The following is a 21300-nucleotide window of genomic DNA, read 5'->3' on the forward strand; positions in this document are numbered from 1 at the left end:
TTGTAACAAACAAGCCAATCCCCGAACCCTGTTGTCACCAACTGAAACGGGGCTAACTGTTGCGACCGTGTCGACTGCGAGGCTTGCCCTCATAAAGAAGCGGGCACTCATCAGGCAAAATGATCGAAAGCGCTCCCGGACAGACTTCGATTCTGGCCTGAGTAAACTCGTGAAACTCACCGTCGAGATTGATCGGCAGCGGTGTTTCGCTCTGAAAGTCCATGGAAGTCAGCTGATGGTAGCGCACCAGCTTTCCATCGGTAGGCAGCTCTCTGAGCTCATGAATGGCATTGCCTACCCGGGTCAACGAGAAGGACTCGACCGTCAGTACATCCAGCAAACCATCATTGAGCAGCGCTCGCGGAGTCAGTTCCTGCCCGCCCCCTGCCTGACGGCCATTACCAATGGCCAGTACGATCAGATCCCGCTCGTAATTGCCATCGCGGGTCTGAAGGTGACAACGAAAGGGCTCGAAGCGCCAGGCCTGCACCACGCCCACCAGCGAATAGGCACCGCCGCCCAGCAGCTTTTTCAGGGCCGGCGGTGTATCGCTGGTGACCCTGGCACCGAAACCACCGGAGGCCATGTTCAGAAAATAAACCTCATTGATACAAGCAACGTCGATGGCCCGCGGTGTTCCGTGAACCGCCAGCGAGAGCGCGTCAAGCGGCGGCTCGGGAATGCCCGTTGCACTCGCAAAATCGTTTGCCGTTCCCATGGGAATAATGCCCAGCGCGGGGCGGCTCGAAGACTCAATGGCCATCAGCGCATTGGTAGCCTCGTGAAGCGTTCCGTCTCCCCCGGCCACAATGATACGGTCAAGCCCTTGATCAACGGCGTCTTCCAGAAAGCGGGCAATATCGCCACTCTCCCAGGTAACCCGTACCGAGAGGTTCACGCCCTCGTTGCGAATGCGATCCACTGCTTCGCGCAGCTCAGGATTCCCGACCCCCTTGCCGTTCACAATCAGCCAGAAATTCAATATCGCACTCCTGTTTTTCGGGTTGGGGAATGGCAGTGCCATGACCGAATCATATTACCCTGTCGGGCACGGGCGAGGTGCTGTCCACAATACGCCGCAACCCATGTGTCGATGCAGGGCGATGAAAGCCATAGCATAGGCAAGCGTGGACTCACGCACCAAAAGGCAATGAAACCTATCACGTCAGCTGATGCGCTTCACCAGTCTCGATCATGTGAGCACGATAACCCCATCCGATATTTTGTTATCAGACGTGCCGGCCCCTTCAGGCCGGCCATGGTCGTCATCAATGCATACAATTCGTGCAGCCTGACGGATAAAGGTATACTCCGACGCTTTTATTATTTGAGCGATCTTTTTTATTTCGATCGCAACGGCCTGATGTCGAACGCTGCCGGCGTGCTACATTCAGCACCGTTTTTCCAACGCCTGCCGGTCTCATCGTTAAATCGATGGCACCAGTGCCGATAAAGGGCCCCGGCAGGTACGCGTTGTTTGTGTGGTTGACGGCAGCGCCACGGGAATTAAAAGGGCAGCCCTGACCTGCCCTTTTAATTCCTTTGGATTATAAAAGCATTATAATTTATACCTTTTAATTCATTGGGGAGGTCGCTAGCATTCGCCTTCCTCCCCCGGGGACAGATGAGGATATCCACGATGTCACAAGGCCCCCTGCTCGACACCAACAGTCCTCTGAATGGCGACCAGGCCCAGCGTCTCAACGATGTGCTGGGCGGTATGGATCGCGATCAGATGACCTGGCTGAGTGGGTATCTCGCCGGACTCAACGCGTCCGGCGGCCAGATGAGCGCTGCCTCGCCAGCAGGTACAACACAGACCACTTCTGCACTACCTGAAATTGTCGTCCTTTACGGCAGCCAGACCGGCAACGCTGAAGGCGTGGCCGAACAGGCGCGCGATCGCGCCACGGCCCGCGGCTTCAATGTTCGCATGGTCGACATGGCTGACATGACCAAGAAGGATCTCAAGGATCCGACCAATCTGGTGGTCGTGGTCAGCACCCAGGGTGAAGGTGATCCACCGGATACGGCGATCGGCTTCTACGAACTGATCAACGGTCGCAAGGCCCCCAAGCTCGACGGTCATCGCTTTGCGGTGCTGGGGCTGGGCGATTCGAGCTACGATCAGTTCTGTCAGATGGGCAAGGAGTTTGATGCTCGCCTGGCCGAACTCGGTGCCGAGCGCATCAGCGACCGCATCGACTGCGACGTTGATTACGAAGAACCGGCCGAGGCCTGGATCGACGCCGTACTGGCGCGCTACGCCGAAATCTCAGGTGCCACCACCGTGGCTGACGGACAGGCCGCGCCTGCCGCCTCGACCGGTGAAAGCCAGTGGTCAAAGAAAAACCCCTTCTACGCCGAGATTCTCGACACGGTGATTCTCAATGATGAGGGCTCCAGCAAGGAAACCCGTCATATCGAGCTGTCACTGGAAGATTCCGGACTCGTCTATGAACCGGGTGATGCGCTGGGGGTTGTGCCGCAAAACGACCCGGCCTATGTTGATGAGCTGCTCGAAAAGCTCAGAATCAGTCATGACACCGAACTCGATACCGGCAGCAAGGTACGTGATGCGCTGCTGGCTGAATTTGAAGTCACCACGCTGACGCGGCCGTTTCTCGAAAAGTGGGCAGAGCTCAGCGATAATGACGAACTGCGTCGCATCCTGAGCGACGAGGCGCGTGAAGAGTTCAAGGAGTGGGTCTACGGCCGTCACATCATCGATGTGATCGAGCAGTTCCCGGTCGACAATCTGGACGCTGCTACCTTTACCCAGGCTCTTCGCAAGCTGCCGCCGCGGCTCTACTCGATCGCCTCGAGCTACAACGCCGACCCTGACGAGGTTCATCTGACCGTGGGTGTCGTGCGCTATGAATCGCATGGCCGTACCCGTAACGGCGTGACCACCGGTTATCTGTCCGATCATGTTGAACCCGGCGACAGGATTCCGATTTACGTCGATCGCAACAAGAACTTCAAGCTGCCGCACGACAACAGCACACCGATCATCATGGTAGGTCCGGGGACGGGCGTGGCACCCTTCCGCGCCTTCATGCAGGAGCGTGATGATGCCGATGCCGACGGCGATAACTGGCTCTTCTTTGGCGATCAGCATTTCCACACCGACTTTCTCTATCAGGCCGAATGGCTGAGCTGGCGAGAGAAAGGTCTGCTGACCCGTCTGGATGTGGCTTTTTCGCGCGATCAGGCCGAAAAGATCTACGTGCAGGACCGCCTGCGGGAAAATGGGAAAGACATCTACGCCTGGCTCGAGCGTGGTGCCCATTTCTATATCTGTGGTGATGGCGATCGCATGGCAGCCGATGTCCATCAGGCATTGCTGGATATTGCAAAAGAGCACGGTGGTCTTGATGAGGACGCCGCCGCTCAGTACATCCGCGATCTTCAGCAGTCCAAACGCTACCAGCGGGACGTATACTGAAAATGACCGATATTATTACCAGACTCCGTGACGAATCGCTTGGTGATTACGCCGCCAACGAAAGCCTCAAGGTCGGAAGCGACTATCTCCGTGGACGGTTGATGGAAGACATGGCCGACAACGCTACCGGCGCTGTCAGCCCTGACGATACCCAGCTGACCAAGTTCCATGGCTTTTACATGCAGGATGATCGCGACGTTCGTGATCAGCGCCGCAAGAAAAAGCTGGAGCCGCTCTACTCCTTCATGGTGCGCCTGCGCATTGCAGGCGGCCGCATGAGCAGCCAGCAGTGGCTGACGCTGGATGAGGTAGCACGCCACTATGCCAATGGCACGCTGCGGATTACCACGCGCCAGACCTTTCAGTATCACGGCGTTTTCAAGAGCAATCTGCGGGCGCATCTGAAAACCGTCAACGATGCCATGATTGACACCATCGCCGCCTGCGGTGATGTCAATCGTAACGTGACCTCCACGGCCAATCCGCATCGCTCTGCGATTCATCGCCAGGTCTACGATCTGGCCGCCGAGATCAGCAATCACCTGCTGCCGCGCACGCGTGCCTATCACGAGATTTTTCTGGGCGAAGAACGCGTCGCCGGTGGCCCTGAAGAAGTCACCGAACCGCTCTATACCCAGCACTATCTGCCGCGCAAGTTCAAGATCGGCCTGGCCGTGCCGCCGGACAATGAAACCGACGTGCTGACCAACGATGTCGCCTTTATCGCGATTGTCGAAAACGGTGAGCTCAAGGGCTTCAATGTCGCGGTCGGCGGCGGCATGGGCTCCACGCACGGCGAGCCGGAAACCTATCCGCGTCGGGGCACCGTCATCGGTTACTGCGATGCGGATCAGACCGTGGACGTGGCCGAAAAGATCATGCTGGTTCAGCGTGACAACGGTGATCGCAAGAACCGCAAGCACGCGCGTCTCAAGTATACCGTCGATACCATGGGCGCCGATGGCTTCCGCGCTGAGCTCGAGAAGTATCTGGGCTACGAGCTGGGCGAAGAGCGGGCCTTCGAGTTCACCACCACCGGTGATATTCTCGGCTGGTATCAGGGTGAAGATGGTCAGTGGCACTACGGGCTTTTCGTCGAGAACGGTCGAATTCGCGACTACGAAGATGACAACCCCATCCATGCCGGTATGCAGATCATGAGCGGCATGCGTGAAATCGCCAGAATTCACGATGGCGATATCGTACTGAGCTGCAACCAGAACCTGATCATTACCAATGTAAGGCCCGAGCTTCGCGAGCAGATCGATGGCATCATTGATCGCTACAGGATGCTCAAGGACGTTACACCGCTGCGCCAGCATTCGATCGCCTGTGTGGCCTTCCCCACCTGTGGTCTGGCGATGGCCGAGAGCGAACGCTACCTGCCCACGCTGCTGGACAAGTTTGATGCGATCATGAAGGACGCCGGACTCGAGAACGATCCGATCATCGTGCGCATGACCGGCTGCCCCAACGGCTGCGGCCGCCCCTTCATGGCCGAAATCGGTTTCGTCGGCAAGGCCATCGGCCGCTATAACCTCTATCTGGGCGGTGATTTCACCGGCACACGGCTCAACAAGATGTATCGCGAGAACATCGACGAGAAAACCATTCTCGAAGAGCTGACGCCGATGATCCATCGCTATGCCAAGGAGCGTGAGGCCGGCGAATACTTCGGCGACTTCGTGGTGCGTGTCGGTATCATCAAGGCGACCGAAAACGGACTGGATTTCCATACCGCCTGACCAACGTTTCGCAGCACATGAAAGGGCCCGGCATCCGCCGGGCCCTTTTTTATGCTGCTCTATGCCTGCCATCCTTCAAGCCATATCTTTAAACCCCATCGCCCTGCCGGTGGCACAGCCATAAAAAAGGCCCTGCCGGTGGCAGGGCCTTTCAGGATCAGGTAGAAGCGCTAGATGAAACGCGGCGGCGGATCATCGGCGTAGGCTTCATCGATCCAGACAGGATACTGATGACTTCGGTCCCACACCTGATAGTGCAGTCTGGACAGCATGACCGGGTCATCCAGCACCAGCAGCTTTTCCTTGTTGGGCATCCTTTCGGGCCCACCCACCAGCGCCTGACGAACCATCGCTTGACGCTGTGATTCAATCGCCTCGGACTTGTTGTGGCGTGCCACGCCCATGGCACAGCCCAGTGCATTATCAATGGGATCAACCACAGTCTGAACAAAGGTCGGTGCCGGCGGCTGATGGCGTGCATTACGCACAAACCGCCAGGTCGCCCGCAGTTCCCGTGGCGGATTGGACTCTTCCGGAATCAAAAACATGCGTCCGCGGAAAGAGGCCCGACCCAGACTCACCTTGCTGGTAATGACCGAAACCGGAATCGACAGCATCAGCGCCCCGACAATGGGCCAGAGCCACAGCAGAAACAGCGGATCAAGCCACAGGACAAACAGCGTCCAGACGATGCCGAATACCGTCTGACCACCATGACGCATGAAGGCATCCTTCCAGGTCGTCTCGCTGAAATCACGCTGCGGCGACTTCCACTTGACCTCGATCCCCATCAGGGCCGCCAGCACGAAGCGGGTATGGAACAGCATGCGTACCGGCGCCAACAGCATCGAGATCAGCGATTCGATGACCATGGAAAGCCCCAGACGCACCGCCCCACCGTAGTATCGCGGCCCCTTGGCCCAGATCACGATGACACTGAGAATCTTGGGCAGAAACAGAAGCGTCAGGGTGGTAGAGAAAAGCGCCACTGCCCTGCCCGGATGCCATTCGGGCCAGCGCGGAAAGAGCTGCATGGGCTCGGTGAAATACTCTGGCGTGGTCAGGGTATGCACGGCCAGAAGCGCCGTGGACAGCATCAAGAATAAAAACCAGAGCGGCGCCGACAGGTAGGACATGACACCGGTCAGAAACACCGCGCGGTGTACCGGGTGCATGCCGCGCACCAGAAACAGGCGGAAGTTCATGATGTTGCCCTGACACCAGCGGCGGTCGCGCTGCAGTTCATCGATCAGATTGGGCGGCATCTCTTCATAGCTGCCCGGCATATCGTAGGCGATCCACACGCCCCAGCCGGCACGGCGCATCAGCGCTGCCTCGACAAAGTCATGAGACAGTATTTCACCCGACAGGGCACCCTTGCCCGGTAGCGGTGCGAGAGAACAGTAATACATGAAGGGTTCAACGCGAATAATGGCGTTATGACCCCAGTAATGGGATTCGCCCAGCTGCCAGAAGTGCAGACCCGCGGTGAAAAGCGGTCCATACACCCGGGTGGCAAACTGCTGCAGGCGGGCATAGAGGTTATTACTGCCCGCCGCCAGCGGTGCTGACTGGATAATACCGGCGTCCGGATTGGCCTCCATCAGCTGTACCAGTCGGGTCAGACAGCGGCCGCTCATGACACTGTCGGCGTCCATGACCAGCATGTAGCGGTACTTGGCGCCAAAACGACGGCAGAAATCGTCAATATTGCCGCTCTTCTTCTTGACCCGACGCGAGCGGCGTCGATAGAAGATACGTCCGAAACCGCCGACCTCACGACACAGCCGCAGCCAGGCGTGGTTCTCGGCCACGCAGGTGTCGGGGTCATAGCTGTCGCTGAGTACGTAGAAATCAAAATGCTCGATATTGCCGCTGCGCTGAACAGACTCATAGGTCGCCTTGAGCCCGGCAAACACGCGATTGACGTCCTCGTTGCAGATCGGCATGACAATGGCGGTTCTGGCCGAGGGATCGATCGGCTCATCGCCGGCGCTGCTGGCCGAGATACTGTATTTGTCCCGCCCCTTGAGGAGCTGGAAAAAGCCCATCAGGGCCGTCCAGAAGCCGGCCGATACCCAGCAGAACAGCAGTGCAAACAGGACAAGTTCCAGTACCTCGAGCAGCTGCGCGCCCTGATAGGGCAGCACGGTACTCATGTACCAGACAGCCACGGCACTTTGTACCATGACCAGCAGCAGCAGCGTCCAGCGCCGCATGGTGCCCACCGTTTTCCAGCGCGGCCCTTTCGGTGCTTCGGGCGCCTGGGTCTTGCGCACGCGGGGCTTGAGATTGCCGCGGCGCAGATGATAGCCCTTTTTAAGGCGCTTGATCGGACTGGTGGTCCAGGGATGAGGGGCAATCGAGGTACGCTCGATAGGCGGCATGGTTTTTAGACACACGCGCCCTGCCTTGTCCGTGCCAAGCACTTCCGGAGGCGCCAGAGGCGTTGTGCCATAGGCAAGCTCCAGACGCCTCAGTACCGAGGCGCTGGAAGGATCATCCTGTTGAAGATGCTGCTTTCCCAACTCCTCATGCACCTGAAACAGGGGCGTATCCTGAGAAGCCAGCTCCAGCAGCTCGCGGCGATTGCCCAGGTCCCGGGTCCCGAGCGCCAGGCGCTCGAGATAGGCCCGCGCCGGGCTTGAGTAGGCATCATCACTCATTGGCAGGCAGCACGTAGTTCCAGGTTTCCGTCAGGCGCGAATCACCGTTTTTGAGGAAAGCCTTCATGTTGATCGGCTTCGAGGTGTCGTTGGCCTTGACGCTCAGTTTGAGACGATAGCCACCCATGGCCGGATTGCGGACCACTTCACTACGGACCACTTGTCCGTTGTCGCCGACATCGATATCGGCCTGAACATTGGCATCGCTGCCCGTCGACTTGAGATTCGGCCCTACAAAGTCGACCACATACAGCGTGCTGTCATCATTTTTGCGCACCAGATTGTCCTGGGTGACCTCACCACGCGCACGGCGGGTCTGGGCGACCCAGCCCAGATCAGGCGTATGGTAGCGCGACTCGTTGAGTGTCCAATTGATGGTGTAGTTGTAATCCAGCGGCTGATTGGTAGGCAGCTCCTGAGTCGGACGCCAGAAACTGACAATGTTGTCATTGGTTTCATCGGGTGTGGGAATCTGGACCAGCTCTACCTGACCATCACCCCAGCCGTTTTGCGGCTCGACCCAGGCACTTGGACGCAGATCGTAGCGATTTTCGATGTCCTGATAGTTATCGAATTCGTGATCACGCTGCAGCAGCCCCATACCACGCGGATTATTGGCCGGGAAGGTATCGACCGAGAGACGTTTGGGATTGGCCAGCGGGCGCCACATCCACTGCCCGTCACCGGTCGCCAGCTGCAGACCGTTGGAGTCGTGGATGGCAGGACGATAGTTGTTGTTACCGGCCGGCTGTGCAGGGCCAAACAGATACATGCTGGTCAGGGGCGCGATGCCAAGCTTGGTGACCTGACGACGCAGGAAAAGACGCGACTGAACATCAACGACGCTGTCCTGACCCGGACGCAGGATAAACCGATAGGCACCGGTGACACTGGGCGAATCCAGCAGCGCATAGATGGTCAGATAGCGATCATCGCCCTGCGGCTTGACGACCCAGAACTCCTTGAAGCGCGGGAACTCTTCTCCGGAGTTGAGGCCGGTATCCACGGCAAGACCGCGACTTGAAATTCCGTAGCGCTGATTCTGACCAGCGACGCGGAAATAGCTGGCGCCGAGAAAGACCATCGATTCGCTTTTCTTGTCGGGCGAGTCACCATAATTGATCTTGAAACCGGCAAAACCAAGATCCTTGAACTTCGATTTATCGACATCGAGATTGCCGTAGTTGAAGTTGTCCGGTGAGAACTTCAGCTCGTGCACATCGTCACCGTTGACCTCGTTGATGGTCACCGGCGTGTTGTAGTGCATCCCCTCGTGAAAAAACCCCAGATCAAAGCGCAGATTGTCGCTGCGCCAGTGCGACTGGGCAGGCTTGTACTGGATCTGCTGATACTGCTGAAAATTCAGTCCGGAAAGTGAACCTGGCAGGTTGCTCTGAGGCGCGCTGTAGCCACGCTGCGCAAGCTCCTGGGCTTCCTGACTGACATCATTGAAATCAAATGCCAGAGCGGCCTGAACGGAAAAAAGCGAAGCTATTCCGAACGCCAGCACTGCCCCTTTTTTGAGGGTCGTGTACACCACGGGGCTACCGGAAGTTTTCAGATTGGACGTCACAGCAACATTCCTCATAAGCATCCTTGAAGTGCCCTGATAGGTATAAAGGTATCATTCATACGGTGACTACCACGCAGGATAGAATCTCAGGGCAACCATGCGTGACAGCGTCTGTCTTATCAAATCGAGCCGGTCTGTTTACCACGTCACCGGGCTGTCGTGCCAGTCACATAAGTGCAGAATTCTACGCTTTTTTTTAAGCGGTCGTACGTTTCACAATGTCGCATTATTGCAAAATAATGGCAGCTTCGACTGCCTGATCAAGGGCCATTCTAGCCTCAGCCAGCTCTTTTCTCAGTAGTCATAATGAAACGCTGTCTTTTTTAACCTGCGAGTGACATGTCGATAATAGCCGTAACCCGTCACCCTGGCACACGACAGCGATAAAGACCCTGAAAGGTCAGCAAGAGCAGTCCGCCGGCGCCCAGAAGGCCTGTCAGGGCCAGTATCCACTGAGGGGAAACCGGCAGTGAGGTCAAAAGCGACGCCATGAGTGCCCCGCCGCCCATCTGGCAGCATCCGGCCAGTGACGAGGCAAGGCCTGCCCGGTCGGCGTAGGGCTCGAGCGCCAGACTCAGGGCCGCCCCGAGCGTCAACGAAAAACCGGTCACCATGACGGCGTTGGGCAGCATGAACGTGGCCACACCCGAACCCACCAGCGTGTAGAGAACGCCATGTGCGCAGCCGCCGGCTACCATGATGGCAAGCCCGGTGCGAATGGCATTGTGTTGCCCCATTCGAGCCATGATACCCGGTGCCAGAAAATAGGCGATCACATTGATGGCGGCCACGGTGCCAAACCAGGCGCCAAAGGCGAGCTCACTCAATCCGGCCCGGTCAATCAGCAGTATGGGCGCCGTGGTGACATAGATCAGAATGACCGTCATGCCGGTCATGGCGATCAGGGCGTGAAAGATGAAGTGTCCATCGCGCAGGATACTCACTACATCCCGACCATAATCCGACCAGCGCTGCTGGCGCCTGTTGAGCGGCCTTGTCTCTTCAAGCCCCCAGAGGCAGAACAGGGTCACGCCGAGCGCAAAGACCACCATGAAGACAAAGCTGGCGCGCCAGTGCCAGTAGGCAGCCAGAACGCTCCCCAGCAGCGGCGCCAGCGCCGGCACCACACAGACGGCCGCGTTCAGGAAACTGTAGATTCCCGCCCGACGCTCGCCTTCAAAGCGGTCACGCACGCAGGAAAAAGCGACAACGGTGGCCATGGAGGCGCCCAGTCCCTGCAGGAGTCGACCGGCATAAAAAAGACCGATGTGCTCGGCGAACAGACACAGTGCGCCCGCCATTGCATAAAGAGATGCCCCTGCAAGGGCCATCGGCCGTCGTCCGAGCGCATCGACCAGCGGACCGGCCAGCAACTGCCCTGCCCCCATGCTGATCAGATACAACGTGATGGACCACTTGATGCCCGCCGTCTCCAGTGCAAAATCCTGCGCCAGCATGGGTAGCGAGGGCAGAAAGATATCGACTCCCATGGGTGTCAGCACAATCAGTGCCATCATCATGGCGATCAGACGGCGGCTGCCGGATAAATGACCCATTTTCAGACTCTTTTATATACGAGCCGGCACTGTACAGCCTGCCCGCAACGCGGCCAACACGCCCTGTTGATTTACCATCGGCCCGGCTACGCTAGATTTATCGATTAACGCAATAACAACAGGCACGTATATGAGCCATGATTCGAGCAAGCACGCAGAAGATGATTTTGAAGGCGGTCTGGACAGTGAGACGGCCCAGCAGGAACAGCAGGAGACCACCTCCGAGAAGGAATCGCAGCCACAGGGTGAAAAAAGCGAAAGCGAACAGGCCCGCGAACTTCCCTCTCAGGCCGCCGCCGTCCACCAGCGTCTGCGCAAGGACGGCCAGAAGGAGTTGTCTCGCGACTCCATGGCGCTTTTATGGTCCGCCATCGCCGCCGGTATCTCAATGAGCTTTTCGATGGTGGCGCGCGGTCTCATGCATGCCCAGCTGCCGGACAACGGCGCCGGCTTCATGATTGAATGCCTGGGCTACACGATCGGCTTTATCGTGGTGATTCTGGCCCGCCAGCAGCTGTTTACCGAAAACACCGTGACAGCCGTTTTGCCGGTCATGAGCCACCCGACCCTGGCCAATTTTGGCGCCCTGGGTCGCCTGTGGGGCGTGGTGCTGTTCGGAAACATGGTGGGTGCAGCGCTTTCAGCGGCCACGTTTCTGAACATGCCAATGTTCGATCCGTCCACACATGAGGCTTTCATTGCGCTGGGCGAGCATCTCATGGATAAATCGCCCTTTGAGATGTTTTCAAGTGCCATTCTGGCCGGTTGGATGATTGCCACTCTGGTCTGGCTGATACCGGCAGCGGATCAGGCCAAGGTATGGATCATCCTGATCATTACCTATGTCATGGCCATTGGTGGTTTTGCGCACATTGTCGTTGGTGCCAGTGAGATGTTTTACATGGTGTTTTCAGGCAATGCCGACTGGAGTGACTTCCTTTTCCGCTTCGGTCTACCGACGCTGGCCGGCAACGTGGTCGGCGGCACCTTCATCTTTTCCCTCATCAGCCATGCCCAGATTCGTGGTGATCTGGAAGCCCAGAAGGATCACAAGCAGGGCCTGATCCAAAGACGCCACAAATCGCAGGCGAAGCATCCCAAGGGCGGGAAGACGCCGTCGCAAAAGCGTGACGAGACGTCATGAGCCCGTCAACGCTTCGCGTCATGACCATGGCAGTGATCGGGACAGCCCTGTGGGGCTCCCAGGCGGCGCCATCCACCGCACCGCCTCTCTACGAGGATAATCTTTTAAAGCTCAAGACCAGTGATCTGGTCAGGACAGACCATTTCGACACCTCCGGATCTGGTGATCCCGGCTGGAGCACCCTGAGCGATAATCCCGAGGCAGGTCGGCGCCTTGTGCTCTTGAAGCTTCCGGCATCGGATGACACAAGAAGCGGCTGGTGGCTGCTCGGACGCAGCCATGATCCTGACATCGTCGCGCATTGCACCCGACCCGAAACCGGCGGTCAGGCGCTGACAGGCACGCCGGCAACGATTGATGGTCACCCTTTCACCCATCTTGAAACCAGCGATGCCGGCATGAACCACTATCGACAGGTCAGGGTCTGGCGCAGCGTCATGGGTGGCAGTTGTCTGTCCATCGAGCACGTGGTTCAGGGCGTTAACGGTGAGGTATTCGATCCGCCGCGCACGCCTGCCTTCTCCATTGATGAGGCCATGACGGCGCTCGACAGCACCAATGACGCGCTGATGTTTCATGACAAGGATTAGGCCTTGCTCGGGCTGTCATGGAGCTCTATCGCAGCGACTGTCATAATACGCCGTTTACGCTCTGGAACCGATCGCGATATGCATTACATTGGAGCACACGTCAGCGCCGCCGGCGGCGTTGATCAGGCCGTCAAGCGCGCGGTGGACATTGGGGCCAACGCTTTTGCCCTCTTCACCAAAAACCAGCGCCAGTGGAAGGCCAAACCGCTGGACGATAAAGTGATCGCTGCTTTTAAAACGGCGTGCCAACACTACGGTTTTGAGCCCGGCCAGATCCTTCCCCATGACAGCTATCTGATTAACCTGGGCCATCCGGAAGCCGAGGGGCTGGCCAAATCACGTGCTGCCTTTCTTGATGAGATGCAGCGCTGTGAGCAGCTGGGCCTGACTCTGCTCAATTTTCATCCGGGCAGCCATCTGCGCAGGATCAGTGAAAGCGAGTGCCTGAAGATTATTGCCGAGTCGATCAACGAAGCGCTGTCCCAAACCCGTGGCGTGACCGCCGTGATCGAAAATACGGCCGGTCAGGGCAGCAATCTGGGCTATCGTTTCGAACAGCTGGCCGAGATCATCGAGCAGGTCGATGACAAGTCGCGCGTGGGCGTCTGCATTGATACCTGCCACGCCTTTGCCGGCGGCTATGACCTGCGCACCGACGCCTCCACCCGTGCCGTACTCGATGAGTTTGAAGCCGTGGTCGGCTTTGACTATCTGCGCGGCATGCACCTCAACGATGCCAAAAGCACGCTGGGCAGCCGCGTGGACCGCCACCACAGCCTGGGCGAGGGCAATATCGGCAGTGAAGGCTTTACTACCCTCATGCAGGACCGTCGAATTGACGGTATCCCCATGATTCTCGAGACCGTCGAGCCTGCCATCTGGGATCAGGAAATTGCCTGGCTGCGTGCGCAGGCCAATGCCGCCGGCAACTGACACCTCTTATCTTCAGCGGAAACTTCATCATGCAGTCAGACGGTTTTTTCAGCTGGGTCGGCGAAACGCTGGGCAACATCATCCGGGCCATCGTCGAATTTCTGGCCTCCATCTTTGCCAACCTGTCTGGCGCCATGGGCGGCTTCATCGACGGCCTTACCCGCTCGCTTGGCATCAGCCCTTCCATGTTCAGCCTTGCCATTCTGATCATCGGCCTGTTGCTGCTGGTCAACGGCGTTCGCGCCCTGCTGCGCGGCGGCATTATTGGCGGTCTGATCTGGCTGGTGCTCGGCCTTCTGGTGCTGTCCTGGCTGATTCCCTGACGTCGTCGCACTCAAGCTGATCCTGACATCGCCGATAAGAACTTCCTGATCATTCATGGCACCGGCCGACCAGAGCTGCGCCATCAAGGGAAGGGAACCGATGTCATCAAGGGTCTGGGGAATCATCTGCCTGGCAGCCACACTCAGTGGCTGCTTTCAAGTCAATACGTCTCAGGCTCCGATGGCGACCACCTGGGAGATGAGCGAGCAGCAGCGCATGCAGGCCGCTCATCACTGGGAGGTGCTGGCACGCAACGAAGCCCGCGGCATCATGACCAACCAGCGCCTTCGCAGCCGCCCGCTCTATGTGTTCTCACCGCAGCAGGGCACGCCTTTTGAGCGCGGCTACCATTCGCTGCTGGAAAGCCAGCTGGTACAGCAGGGGGCGCTTGTCAGCACGCAGCCCGAAGGCGCCGTGATCATCAGCCCAACGGTTCAGGTCGTCACGCACAGCGACCGCGACAGCATCCGTCGCCCGCCGGGTACCTTTACCTTTCTCGCCGCGGGCATTGCATGGGCCTTCCAGCCGCTCAAGCACTGGTCAGAACCTGCTCTGGCTCTGATCCCAGGCGCTGCAATGCTTGATGCCTTCGGCGGCAACATCACCGAGGTGGGCAACACCGAAGTGATCATTACCACCCGAGCGAGTGAATTCGATACGTTGCTGTACTCCTCCTCCAACATTTATTACATCAATGCCGGCGACAGCAATCATTATGAAAGCCGGAACGGACTGAGGGTGTCATCGCAATGGTAAGCCAACCACTTTTCCGCCTTGGCCTCGCGGTCATGCTGCTGCTCTCCATGCTGATGACAGGCTGCTCTGCCCTGCCGGGACAACACCGCGTCCCCGAACGCCCGACACTGCTGTCTCAGGTCGACACCGCCGCCGAACGGCTGGTCAAAAGCGCTCGTGGCCGACTGACTCAAAGCGATACCATCATCGCGACAACCTTCGTGGACGTCGATCAGCTGGCGCGCTCCTCCACGCTGGGCCGCTCCCTGACAGAGGCCATGACTTCCCGGCTGGTCGAGCAGGGCCTTAACGTGATCGAGGTCAAGCTGCGCGACAGCCTGTATATCGAGGAGTATACCGGCGAAATGATCCTGTCCCGTAACGTACAGCGTCTGGGCAACAACTATAACGCCAGCGCGGTGCTGCTGGGCACCTATGCCGTGGCTCGCGGTGAAGTGCTGGTCAATGCCCGGCTGGTGCGTCTTGCCGATCAGCTGGTGCTGGGTGCGACCAGCTTCCGGGTCCCCATTGATGCCGATGTACAGATGCTGCTGGCCTCGCCCTACTGAGGCCGAAGCGACCGCCAGGGCATCATGTGTAAAAGGCCTGTTGCCGACGTGGCAACAGGCCTTTTTGATGTCTGCCTCTGAAGATAGCGGCAGGGACAGATCAGACGCTGGCGCTGTCGGCGATGCGGGTCAGCCCATCGCTGGCGTCATCGGTTTCCCGATACAGGTTGAGACCCGCAATCACGGCCTTGAGCGAGGCGCTGACGGTATCGCTGTCCTCGGCCACGGCGCAGATACGCTGGCCATCCACGTTGAGCTGCACGAAAGCAATGGCGTTCGCTTCGCTGTCTTCACCCAGCGAATGCTCGCTGTAGTCGAGAATACCGATCTGCTGACCGCTGTAGCGCTGCCAGGCATTCATGAAGGCAGACATGGCGCCATTGCCGCTGCCTTCCAGCGTCAGGCGCTCGCCGTTGTGCTCCAGCGTGATCGACAGCCCCTCTTCACTGGCACGTGACAGCCGATAATCGACCAGCGACAACGGCCCTTCGCGCATGAAGGTCTCAAAAAGCAGTCGACGAATGGATTCACTGGAAAGCTCGCCGCTCAGGCGCTCGCTCTCCTTTTGAACATACGGCGCCAGCGCCAGCATCATCCAGCGCGGCAGGCTGATGCCGTAATCACGTTCCAGCAAAAAGGCCATGCCACCCTTGCCGGACTGGCTGTTGACCCGGATGACGGCCTGATAGTCGCGGCCGATATCGCGCGGGTCGATCGGCAGATAGGCCACCTGCCAGGGCTCGTTGTCCCCCTGCTTCTTGAGCGACTTGCGAATGGCGTCCTGATGGCTGCCGGAAAAGGCGGTGTAGACCATTTCTCCCACCCATGGATGGCGCGGGTGCATGGTAATGCCCGTGCACTCGGTCACAACCTGAATGATCTCGTCCGGGCGGGACAGATCCAGGCCCGGGTCGATGCCCTGGCTGTAGAGGTTCATCGCCAGCGTCACGATGTCCATGTTGCCGGTACGCTCGCCGTTGCCCAGCAGAGTGCCCTCGACGCGATCGGCGCCGGCCAGCAGGGCCAGTTCGGCAGCCGCCACCGCCCCGCCACGGTCATTGTGGGTGTGTACTGATATGATCACGCTGTCGCGACGGCTGATGTGCTGACAGAAGTATTCGATCTGGTCGGCATGATGATGAGGACCGGCCACTTCCACCGTGTTGGGCAGATTCAGAATGCACTTGTGGTCCGGCGTGGGCTGCCAGATATCCATGACCGCTTCACAGATGGCCAGCGAGAAGTCGATTTCGGTGCTGGAAAAGCTTTCCGGTGAATACTGGAAACGCCAGTCGACCTGCGGATAGCGCGCGGCATGTTCTTTCACCCACTGCGCACCGCTGACCGCGATATTGATGATGCCGTCGCGATCCATCTCGAACACACGCTCTCGCTGAGTGGTCGAGGTCGAGTTGTAAAGGTGGATGATGGCCCGCTTGACGCCTGCCAGTGCCTCGAAGGTCTTCTCGATCAGATGCTCACGACACTGCACCAGCACCGCGATGGTGACATCCTCGGGGATCTGGTCTTCTTCGATCAGCCAGCGCACGAAGTCATAGTCGGGCTGACTGGCAGACGGGAACCCGACCATGACTTCCTTGATGCCGACCCGGATGATCTGCTTCCAGAAGCGCTTTTTCTGCTCCACGCTCATCGGCTCCAGTAGCGCCTGGTTGCCATCGCGAAGGTCTTCACTGACCCAGATCGGCGCGGACTCGAGGTCTCGATCAGGCCACTGGCGATTGAAGGCGGGCACGCGCGGCGCCGGGCTGTACTTGCGATGATTGAAAGCAGTCATGGTTACCTCTGATAAGCGCTGAAGGGATGTTTCATGCCCGGAGAGGGCGTCATTGAAGTCGGCTCTTGTGAAGCGTCGCCATGAGCCGGATCGGCACTGCTTGTGACAGTGAAGACAGTATAGCGCTGCCGGCCGGGCAGGTCCTTGCGATTATCGAGGTAAAAAGCGACGTATACGCAATATAATGCCAGAATAAACGTATATTTTGACACAAGGAACCATTCAATGACGCAAATCCAGACCGGTATTGCGCTGGATCGCTATGACCGACATATCCTTGAAATACTGCAGGCCGATGGCCGCATCAGTAATCAGGCGCTGGCCGATCGGGTCGGCCTGTCGCCATCCCCGTGTCTGAGACGGGTACGTGCGCTGGAGGAAAGCGGCCTGATCACCGGCTATCAGGCTCAGGTCGATGCCCGCCGGCTGGGTTATCGGCTGATGGCGCTGGTCCATATCTCCATGGACCGCCATACGCCCGAGCGCTTTGCCAATTTTGAACAGAAGGTGGCCGCCCTGCCCGAAGTGATCGAGTGCCTGATGATTACCGGGCAGGAGGTCGACTATCAGCTCAAGATTCGCGTCGAGGACATGGACGACTACCAGCGCCTGCTGCTGGAGCACATCACCCCCATCGAGGGCGTCACCGGCGTCCATTCCAACTTCGTGCTGCGCCCGGTGTTTAGCAACCGCCCCATCTCTACCAGTCTTGTCACCTCGCATTGAATCTGGCGACAGTGGCACTCACCCGGCCTCTGCATACAGCGGGATGCTTTATAAAATGCGCTTCAGGGCTTAGTGTGTAGCGCTTCGGGTAATGCCTTGTGGTGCAATGCCCGTCCCGTCATTTACAGGAGAGACTGCACATGCTGTTACGCCGTATGTCGATCTCAGGGATTTTTGCCCTGGTGGCGACACTGTTTTCTGTCTACATGGTGCCCGTGGCGCACGCTCAATCTCAGGTGCAGCCACAAAACGCCCCCGATGCCGATATCAAGCAGTTCAGGGACTGGGAAGTGCGCTGCCCGAAAGGCAGCGGTAATAACACACGCTGCACCATGACGCAGCTGGTCAACAAGCCGGGCAGCGATCGTCCCGTCATGCGGGTGGTCGTGGCCTATCCGCCGCAGAGCAGCGATCCGGTCATGGTCTTTCTCCTGCCGCTGGGCGTACGTCTTGCCCCCGGCATGCAGCTGCAGGTCGATAACGGCGAAGAAATTCCCTTTCCCTATCAGGTCTGCATGGACGATGCCTGCCGCGCCGACCTGCCCCTGCAGGGCCAGCTGCTCAGTCAGCTACGTGGCGGCAGCAAGGCAACGGTCAGCCTGTTTGATCCCAACGGTCAGCGTCTGGACACCAACATCTCCCTGCTGGGCTTTACCGACGCCTCGCGTGCCATCGCACCCTGAATCGTTGCAGACCGTCATGAGGTCCTGATACGCCGGTCTCCGGCATCCAGAAACGGCGCCCCGAGGGGCGCCGTTTTGCATGGCAGCTCAGACGGTCTCAGGCCAGCGCCTTTTCCACCACCTCGTATAGATTGCGTGACAGTGGCTCCTGGCGAATGCGCTCCAGCTCGGCGCGCATCAGCGCCTGGCGCTTGTCATCGAGACGATGATAGCGCGTCAGCGGTACGATCATGCGTGCGGCAATTTCCGGATTGAGCCGGTTGAGCTCAATGACAACATCCGCCAGCAGCCGGTATCCCTCACCATCAAGACGATGGAAATTGACCCGGTTCTGCTGGGTGAAGGCCCCCACCAGCGCCCGTACCCGGTTGGGATTCTTGATTGAAAAGGCCGGATGCTTCATCAGAAACCGCACGCGCTCCAGCGCATCGGCCTGCGGGCGCGTTACCTGAGTGGCAAACCACTGATCCATGACCAGCGAGTCGTGTGCCCAGCGCTCGCCGAAGGCGCGAATGGCCGGATCTCCCAGATCGGCGCGATCAGAATGCGCCAGCAGCGTCAGGGCCGCCCGCACATCCGTCATGTTGTGATCGGCCTCGTACTGGGCGCGCGCCATGTTGAGCGCCTCGGGTTCACCGTTGGCGACCAGATAGGAGAGCGCCACGTTCTTGAGACTGCGCGCGGCAATCTGTTCAGGCGTGGCAGCATACGCCTCGGTGGTCTGATTGGCGTGGTAGACGCGCTCGAATTCGGCAAACAGGTTGTCCGCCAGTTGCTCGATGGCAGCGCGTCGGGCGCCGTGAATGGCATCAATGTCCACTCGCCCCTGCTGCTCGGCAATCCAGGCCTCACTGGGCAGACGCAACATTTCGGCCAGTACCGCCCTGTCGTCGGCCGGCTCGCGCAGCAGATAACGGAAGGCCTCGATCAGCCGTGCATCGAGTGTCATCGTCTCACCGCGCTGATGGGCGGCCATCATCTCCTCGATGGCGATCAAAGCCAGTCGCTGGGTGGCGTCCCAGCGACTGAAGCCATCCTCGTCAAAGCGCATCAGATGCGAGAGTTCATCGCGCGACCAGGGATACTCAAGACGCACCGGCGCCGACAGCCCACGCAGCAGTGACGGCACCGCGCCGTCATCCACGTTATCAAACACCCACTGCTGCTCGGCCTCGCGCAGATGCAGCACAGTGTCGGTGCCGCAGGATTTCCCGTTGAGGATCAGCTCGACCGGCTGACCATCGGCAGCAACAAGCCCCATGCGCACCGGGACATGCAGGGGCTGTTTGTCATCCTGTCCCGGGGTGGGCGGCGTTTTTTGAGCAATGGTCAGGGTCAGTCGGCGCTGCGCGGCATCAAAATCGCTGCGCGCTGTCAGCTGCGGCGTTCCAGCCTGAGCATACCAGCGCATGAACTGGGTCAGGTCTTCGCCCGACACCTCGGCCATGGTGTCGACAAAATCCTCGACGCGCACCGCCTGGCCGTCAAAACGCTCGAAGTAGAGATCGCTGCCGCGGCGGAACGTTGCCTCACCCAGCAGATTGCTGAGCATGCGCACGATCTCGGCACCCTTTTCATAGATGGTCAGGGTGTAGAAGTTCGAAATCTCGATGAAGTGATCGGGCCGCACCGGATGCGCGGTGGGGCCGGCATCCTCGGCAAACTGCAGGGTTCGCAGCAGTGCGGCGTCCTCGATGCGCTTGACCGGCGCCGAATTGATATCGGATGAAAAGCTCTGATCGCGAAAGACGGTAAAGCCTTCCTTGAGCGCCAGCTGGAACCAGTCACGGCAGGTCACGCGATTGCCCGACCAGTTATGGAAATACTCGTGCGCAACGATCCCCTCGATACGCTGAAAGGCCGCGTCCGTAGTGGTCTGCGGATTGGCCAGTACCGCCGCACTGTTGAAGATGTTGAGCCCCTTGTTCTCCATGGCGCCCATGTTGAAATCATCCACGGCCACGATCATGAAAAGATCCAGATCGTATTCGCGCCCATAGGCCTTTTCATCCCACGTCATGGCGCGCTTGAGCGAGGCCATCGCCCAGTCGGTCTTTTCCAGATTCGACTTCTCGACCCACAGCTCAAGCGCCACTTCACGCCCGCTCATGGTAGTGAAACTGTCGCGCACGCACTCCAGAGAGCCGGCAACCAAGGCAAACAGATAGGAAGGCTTGGGATGCGGGTCCTCCCAGGTAACGAAGTGACGCCCGCCCGGCAGCTCGCCGCGCTCGACGGGATTGCCGTTGGAGAGCAGCACCGGCTGCTGTTCCCGGTCGCCGATCACCGTGGTGGTGAATACGGCCATCACGTCGGGCCGGTCGGGATACCAGGTGATGCGGCGAAACCCCTCGGGCTCACACTGGGTACAAAACATCGGCCCGGACACGTAGAGCCCTTCAAGCGCCGTATTGTGGGCCGGGTCGATGACCACCTCGGTATCCAGCACGAACGTTTCCGGCACTCGTTCAATGATCAGCTGATCATTGTCAATGCGATATTCGTTCTCCAGCAGGGCCTGACCGTCGATGGCCACGCGCTCGGTCTTCAGTCCGTGGCCATTCAGCGTCAATGCCGCCTGCGCGTCATGGTCAGGGTGGCGCTGCAGATGAAGACGCGCCCTGACCCGCGTGACATTCGGATCAAGATCAAAGGTCAGCTCCGTTTTGTCGACACGGTAGGCCGGAGGACGGTAATCGCTGAGATAAATGGCTTGCGGTTCGGCCATGAAAGGCTCCTGAAATCAATCGATCGTGAGCCTAGTGTACGCCGCAAGCCATTGCTGTCTCAAAGCGCTGGAAAGCGACAGC

Annotated in this window: 16 protein-coding genes; 10 read left to right on the forward strand and 6 right to left on the reverse strand. The window is 58.8% G+C overall.

Translation table 11 applies throughout. From position 1 onward, the window contains the following. Positions 1-52 precede the first annotated feature (52 nt). Positions 53-982, reverse strand: coding sequence for a lipid kinase YegS (gene yegS, locus BM079_RS02455; protein ID WP_175489564.1), 930 nt, complete (start codon positions 980-982; stop codon positions 53-55). A gap of 657 nt (positions 983-1639) precedes the next feature. Between yegS and BM079_RS02460 the strand changes: the two genes are divergently transcribed. Both BM079_RS02460 and BM079_RS02465 read left to right on the forward strand, forming a co-directional pair. Then, positions 1640-3448 (forward strand): assimilatory sulfite reductase (NADPH) flavoprotein subunit, encoded by a 1809-nt coding sequence (locus BM079_RS02460; protein ID WP_090130450.1) that lies wholly within the window; start codon positions 1640-1642, stop codon positions 3446-3448. A gap of 2 nt (positions 3449-3450) precedes the next feature. Continuing rightward, a complete protein-coding gene (locus BM079_RS02465; protein ID WP_090130452.1) occupies positions 3451-5193 on the forward strand; it encodes an NADPH-dependent assimilatory sulfite reductase hemoprotein subunit in 1743 nt (580 codons plus the stop codon). Positions 5194-5363: 170 nt separating this feature from the next. Here the strand turns inward: BM079_RS02465 and mdoH are convergent, their stop codons facing one another. The 3 genes from mdoH to BM079_RS02480 all read right to left on the reverse strand — a co-directional run bounded on the left by mdoH (position 5364) and on the right by BM079_RS02480 (position 10988). Next, a complete protein-coding gene (gene mdoH, locus BM079_RS02470; protein ID WP_090130454.1) occupies positions 5364-7859 on the reverse strand; it encodes a glucans biosynthesis glucosyltransferase MdoH in 2496 nt (831 codons plus the stop codon). Continuing rightward, positions 7852-9432 carry a glucan biosynthesis protein G gene (locus tag BM079_RS02475; RefSeq protein WP_245742791.1) on the reverse strand — a complete coding sequence of 527 codons (1581 nt, stop codon included), beginning with the start codon at positions 9430-9432 and terminating at the stop codon, positions 7852-7854. The genes mdoH and BM079_RS02475 overlap by 8 nt, the downstream gene beginning before the upstream one ends. A gap of 362 nt (positions 9433-9794) precedes the next feature. After that, the gene (locus BM079_RS02480) at positions 9795-10988 is read right to left on the reverse strand and encodes a multidrug effflux MFS transporter (protein ID WP_090130458.1); all 1194 of its coding nucleotides are present in this window, start codon (positions 10986-10988) and stop codon (positions 9795-9797) included. A gap of 130 nt (positions 10989-11118) precedes the next feature. On the opposite strand from BM079_RS02480, the gene BM079_RS02485 reads away from it, so the two are divergent. From BM079_RS02485 to BM079_RS02510, 6 genes are all read left to right on the forward strand, one after another. Continuing rightward, positions 11119-12132 (forward strand): formate/nitrite transporter family protein, encoded by a 1014-nt coding sequence (locus BM079_RS02485; protein ID WP_090130460.1) that lies wholly within the window; start codon positions 11119-11121, stop codon positions 12130-12132. After that, on the forward strand, positions 12129-12722 hold the full coding sequence (locus BM079_RS02490) for a hypothetical protein (RefSeq protein ID WP_139215240.1): 594 nt from the start codon (positions 12129-12131) through the stop codon (positions 12720-12722). Before BM079_RS02485 ends, BM079_RS02490 begins: the two co-directional genes overlap by 4 nt. 78 nt (positions 12723-12800) lie before the next feature. Further along, the gene (nfo, locus tag BM079_RS02495; protein ID WP_090130464.1) at positions 12801-13655 is read left to right on the forward strand and encodes a deoxyribonuclease IV; all 855 of its coding nucleotides are present in this window, start codon (positions 12801-12803) and stop codon (positions 13653-13655) included. 29 nt (positions 13656-13684) lie between these two features. Beyond that, the gene (locus tag BM079_RS02500; protein ID WP_090130466.1) at positions 13685-13978 is read left to right on the forward strand and encodes a hypothetical protein; all 294 of its coding nucleotides are present in this window, start codon (positions 13685-13687) and stop codon (positions 13976-13978) included. A gap of 100 nt (positions 13979-14078) precedes the next feature. Beyond that, a complete protein-coding gene (locus BM079_RS02505) occupies positions 14079-14735 on the forward strand; it encodes a hypothetical protein (protein ID WP_090130810.1) in 657 nt (218 codons plus the stop codon). Beyond that, complete coding sequence (locus tag BM079_RS02510) at positions 14729-15283, forward strand: FlgO family outer membrane protein (protein WP_090130468.1); 555 nt, start codon at positions 14729-14731, stop codon at positions 15281-15283. The genes BM079_RS02505 and BM079_RS02510 overlap by 7 nt, the downstream gene beginning before the upstream one ends. 100 nt (positions 15284-15383) lie before the next feature. On the opposite strand, the gene BM079_RS02515 is transcribed toward BM079_RS02510, so the two are convergent. After that, the gene (locus BM079_RS02515; RefSeq protein ID WP_090130470.1) at positions 15384-17081 is read right to left on the reverse strand and encodes a 2-isopropylmalate synthase; all 1698 of its coding nucleotides are present in this window, start codon (positions 17079-17081) and stop codon (positions 15384-15386) included. Positions 17082-17306: 225 nt separating this feature from the next. Here BM079_RS02515 and BM079_RS02520 point away from each other — a divergent pair, with 225 nt between their 5' ends. Further along, on the forward strand, positions 17307-17807 hold the full coding sequence (locus tag BM079_RS02520) for an Lrp/AsnC family transcriptional regulator (RefSeq protein ID WP_090130471.1): 501 nt from the start codon (positions 17307-17309) through the stop codon (positions 17805-17807). 140 nt (positions 17808-17947) lie between these two features. Then, a complete protein-coding gene (locus tag BM079_RS02525; RefSeq protein ID WP_090130473.1) occupies positions 17948-18490 on the forward strand; it encodes an invasion associated locus B family protein in 543 nt (180 codons plus the stop codon). Between the two features lie 97 nt (positions 18491-18587). Here BM079_RS02525 and pepN read toward each other — a convergent pair whose 3' ends face one another. Next, positions 18588-21218, reverse strand: a complete 2631-nt coding sequence (gene pepN, locus BM079_RS02530) for an aminopeptidase N (protein WP_090130474.1) — start codon at positions 21216-21218, stop codon at positions 18588-18590. Between the last annotated feature and the right edge of the window lie 82 nt (positions 21219-21300).

This window comes from Kushneria avicenniae (assembly GCF_900112585.1).
Lineage (GTDB): Bacteria > Pseudomonadota > Gammaproteobacteria > Pseudomonadales > Halomonadaceae > Kushneria > Kushneria avicenniae.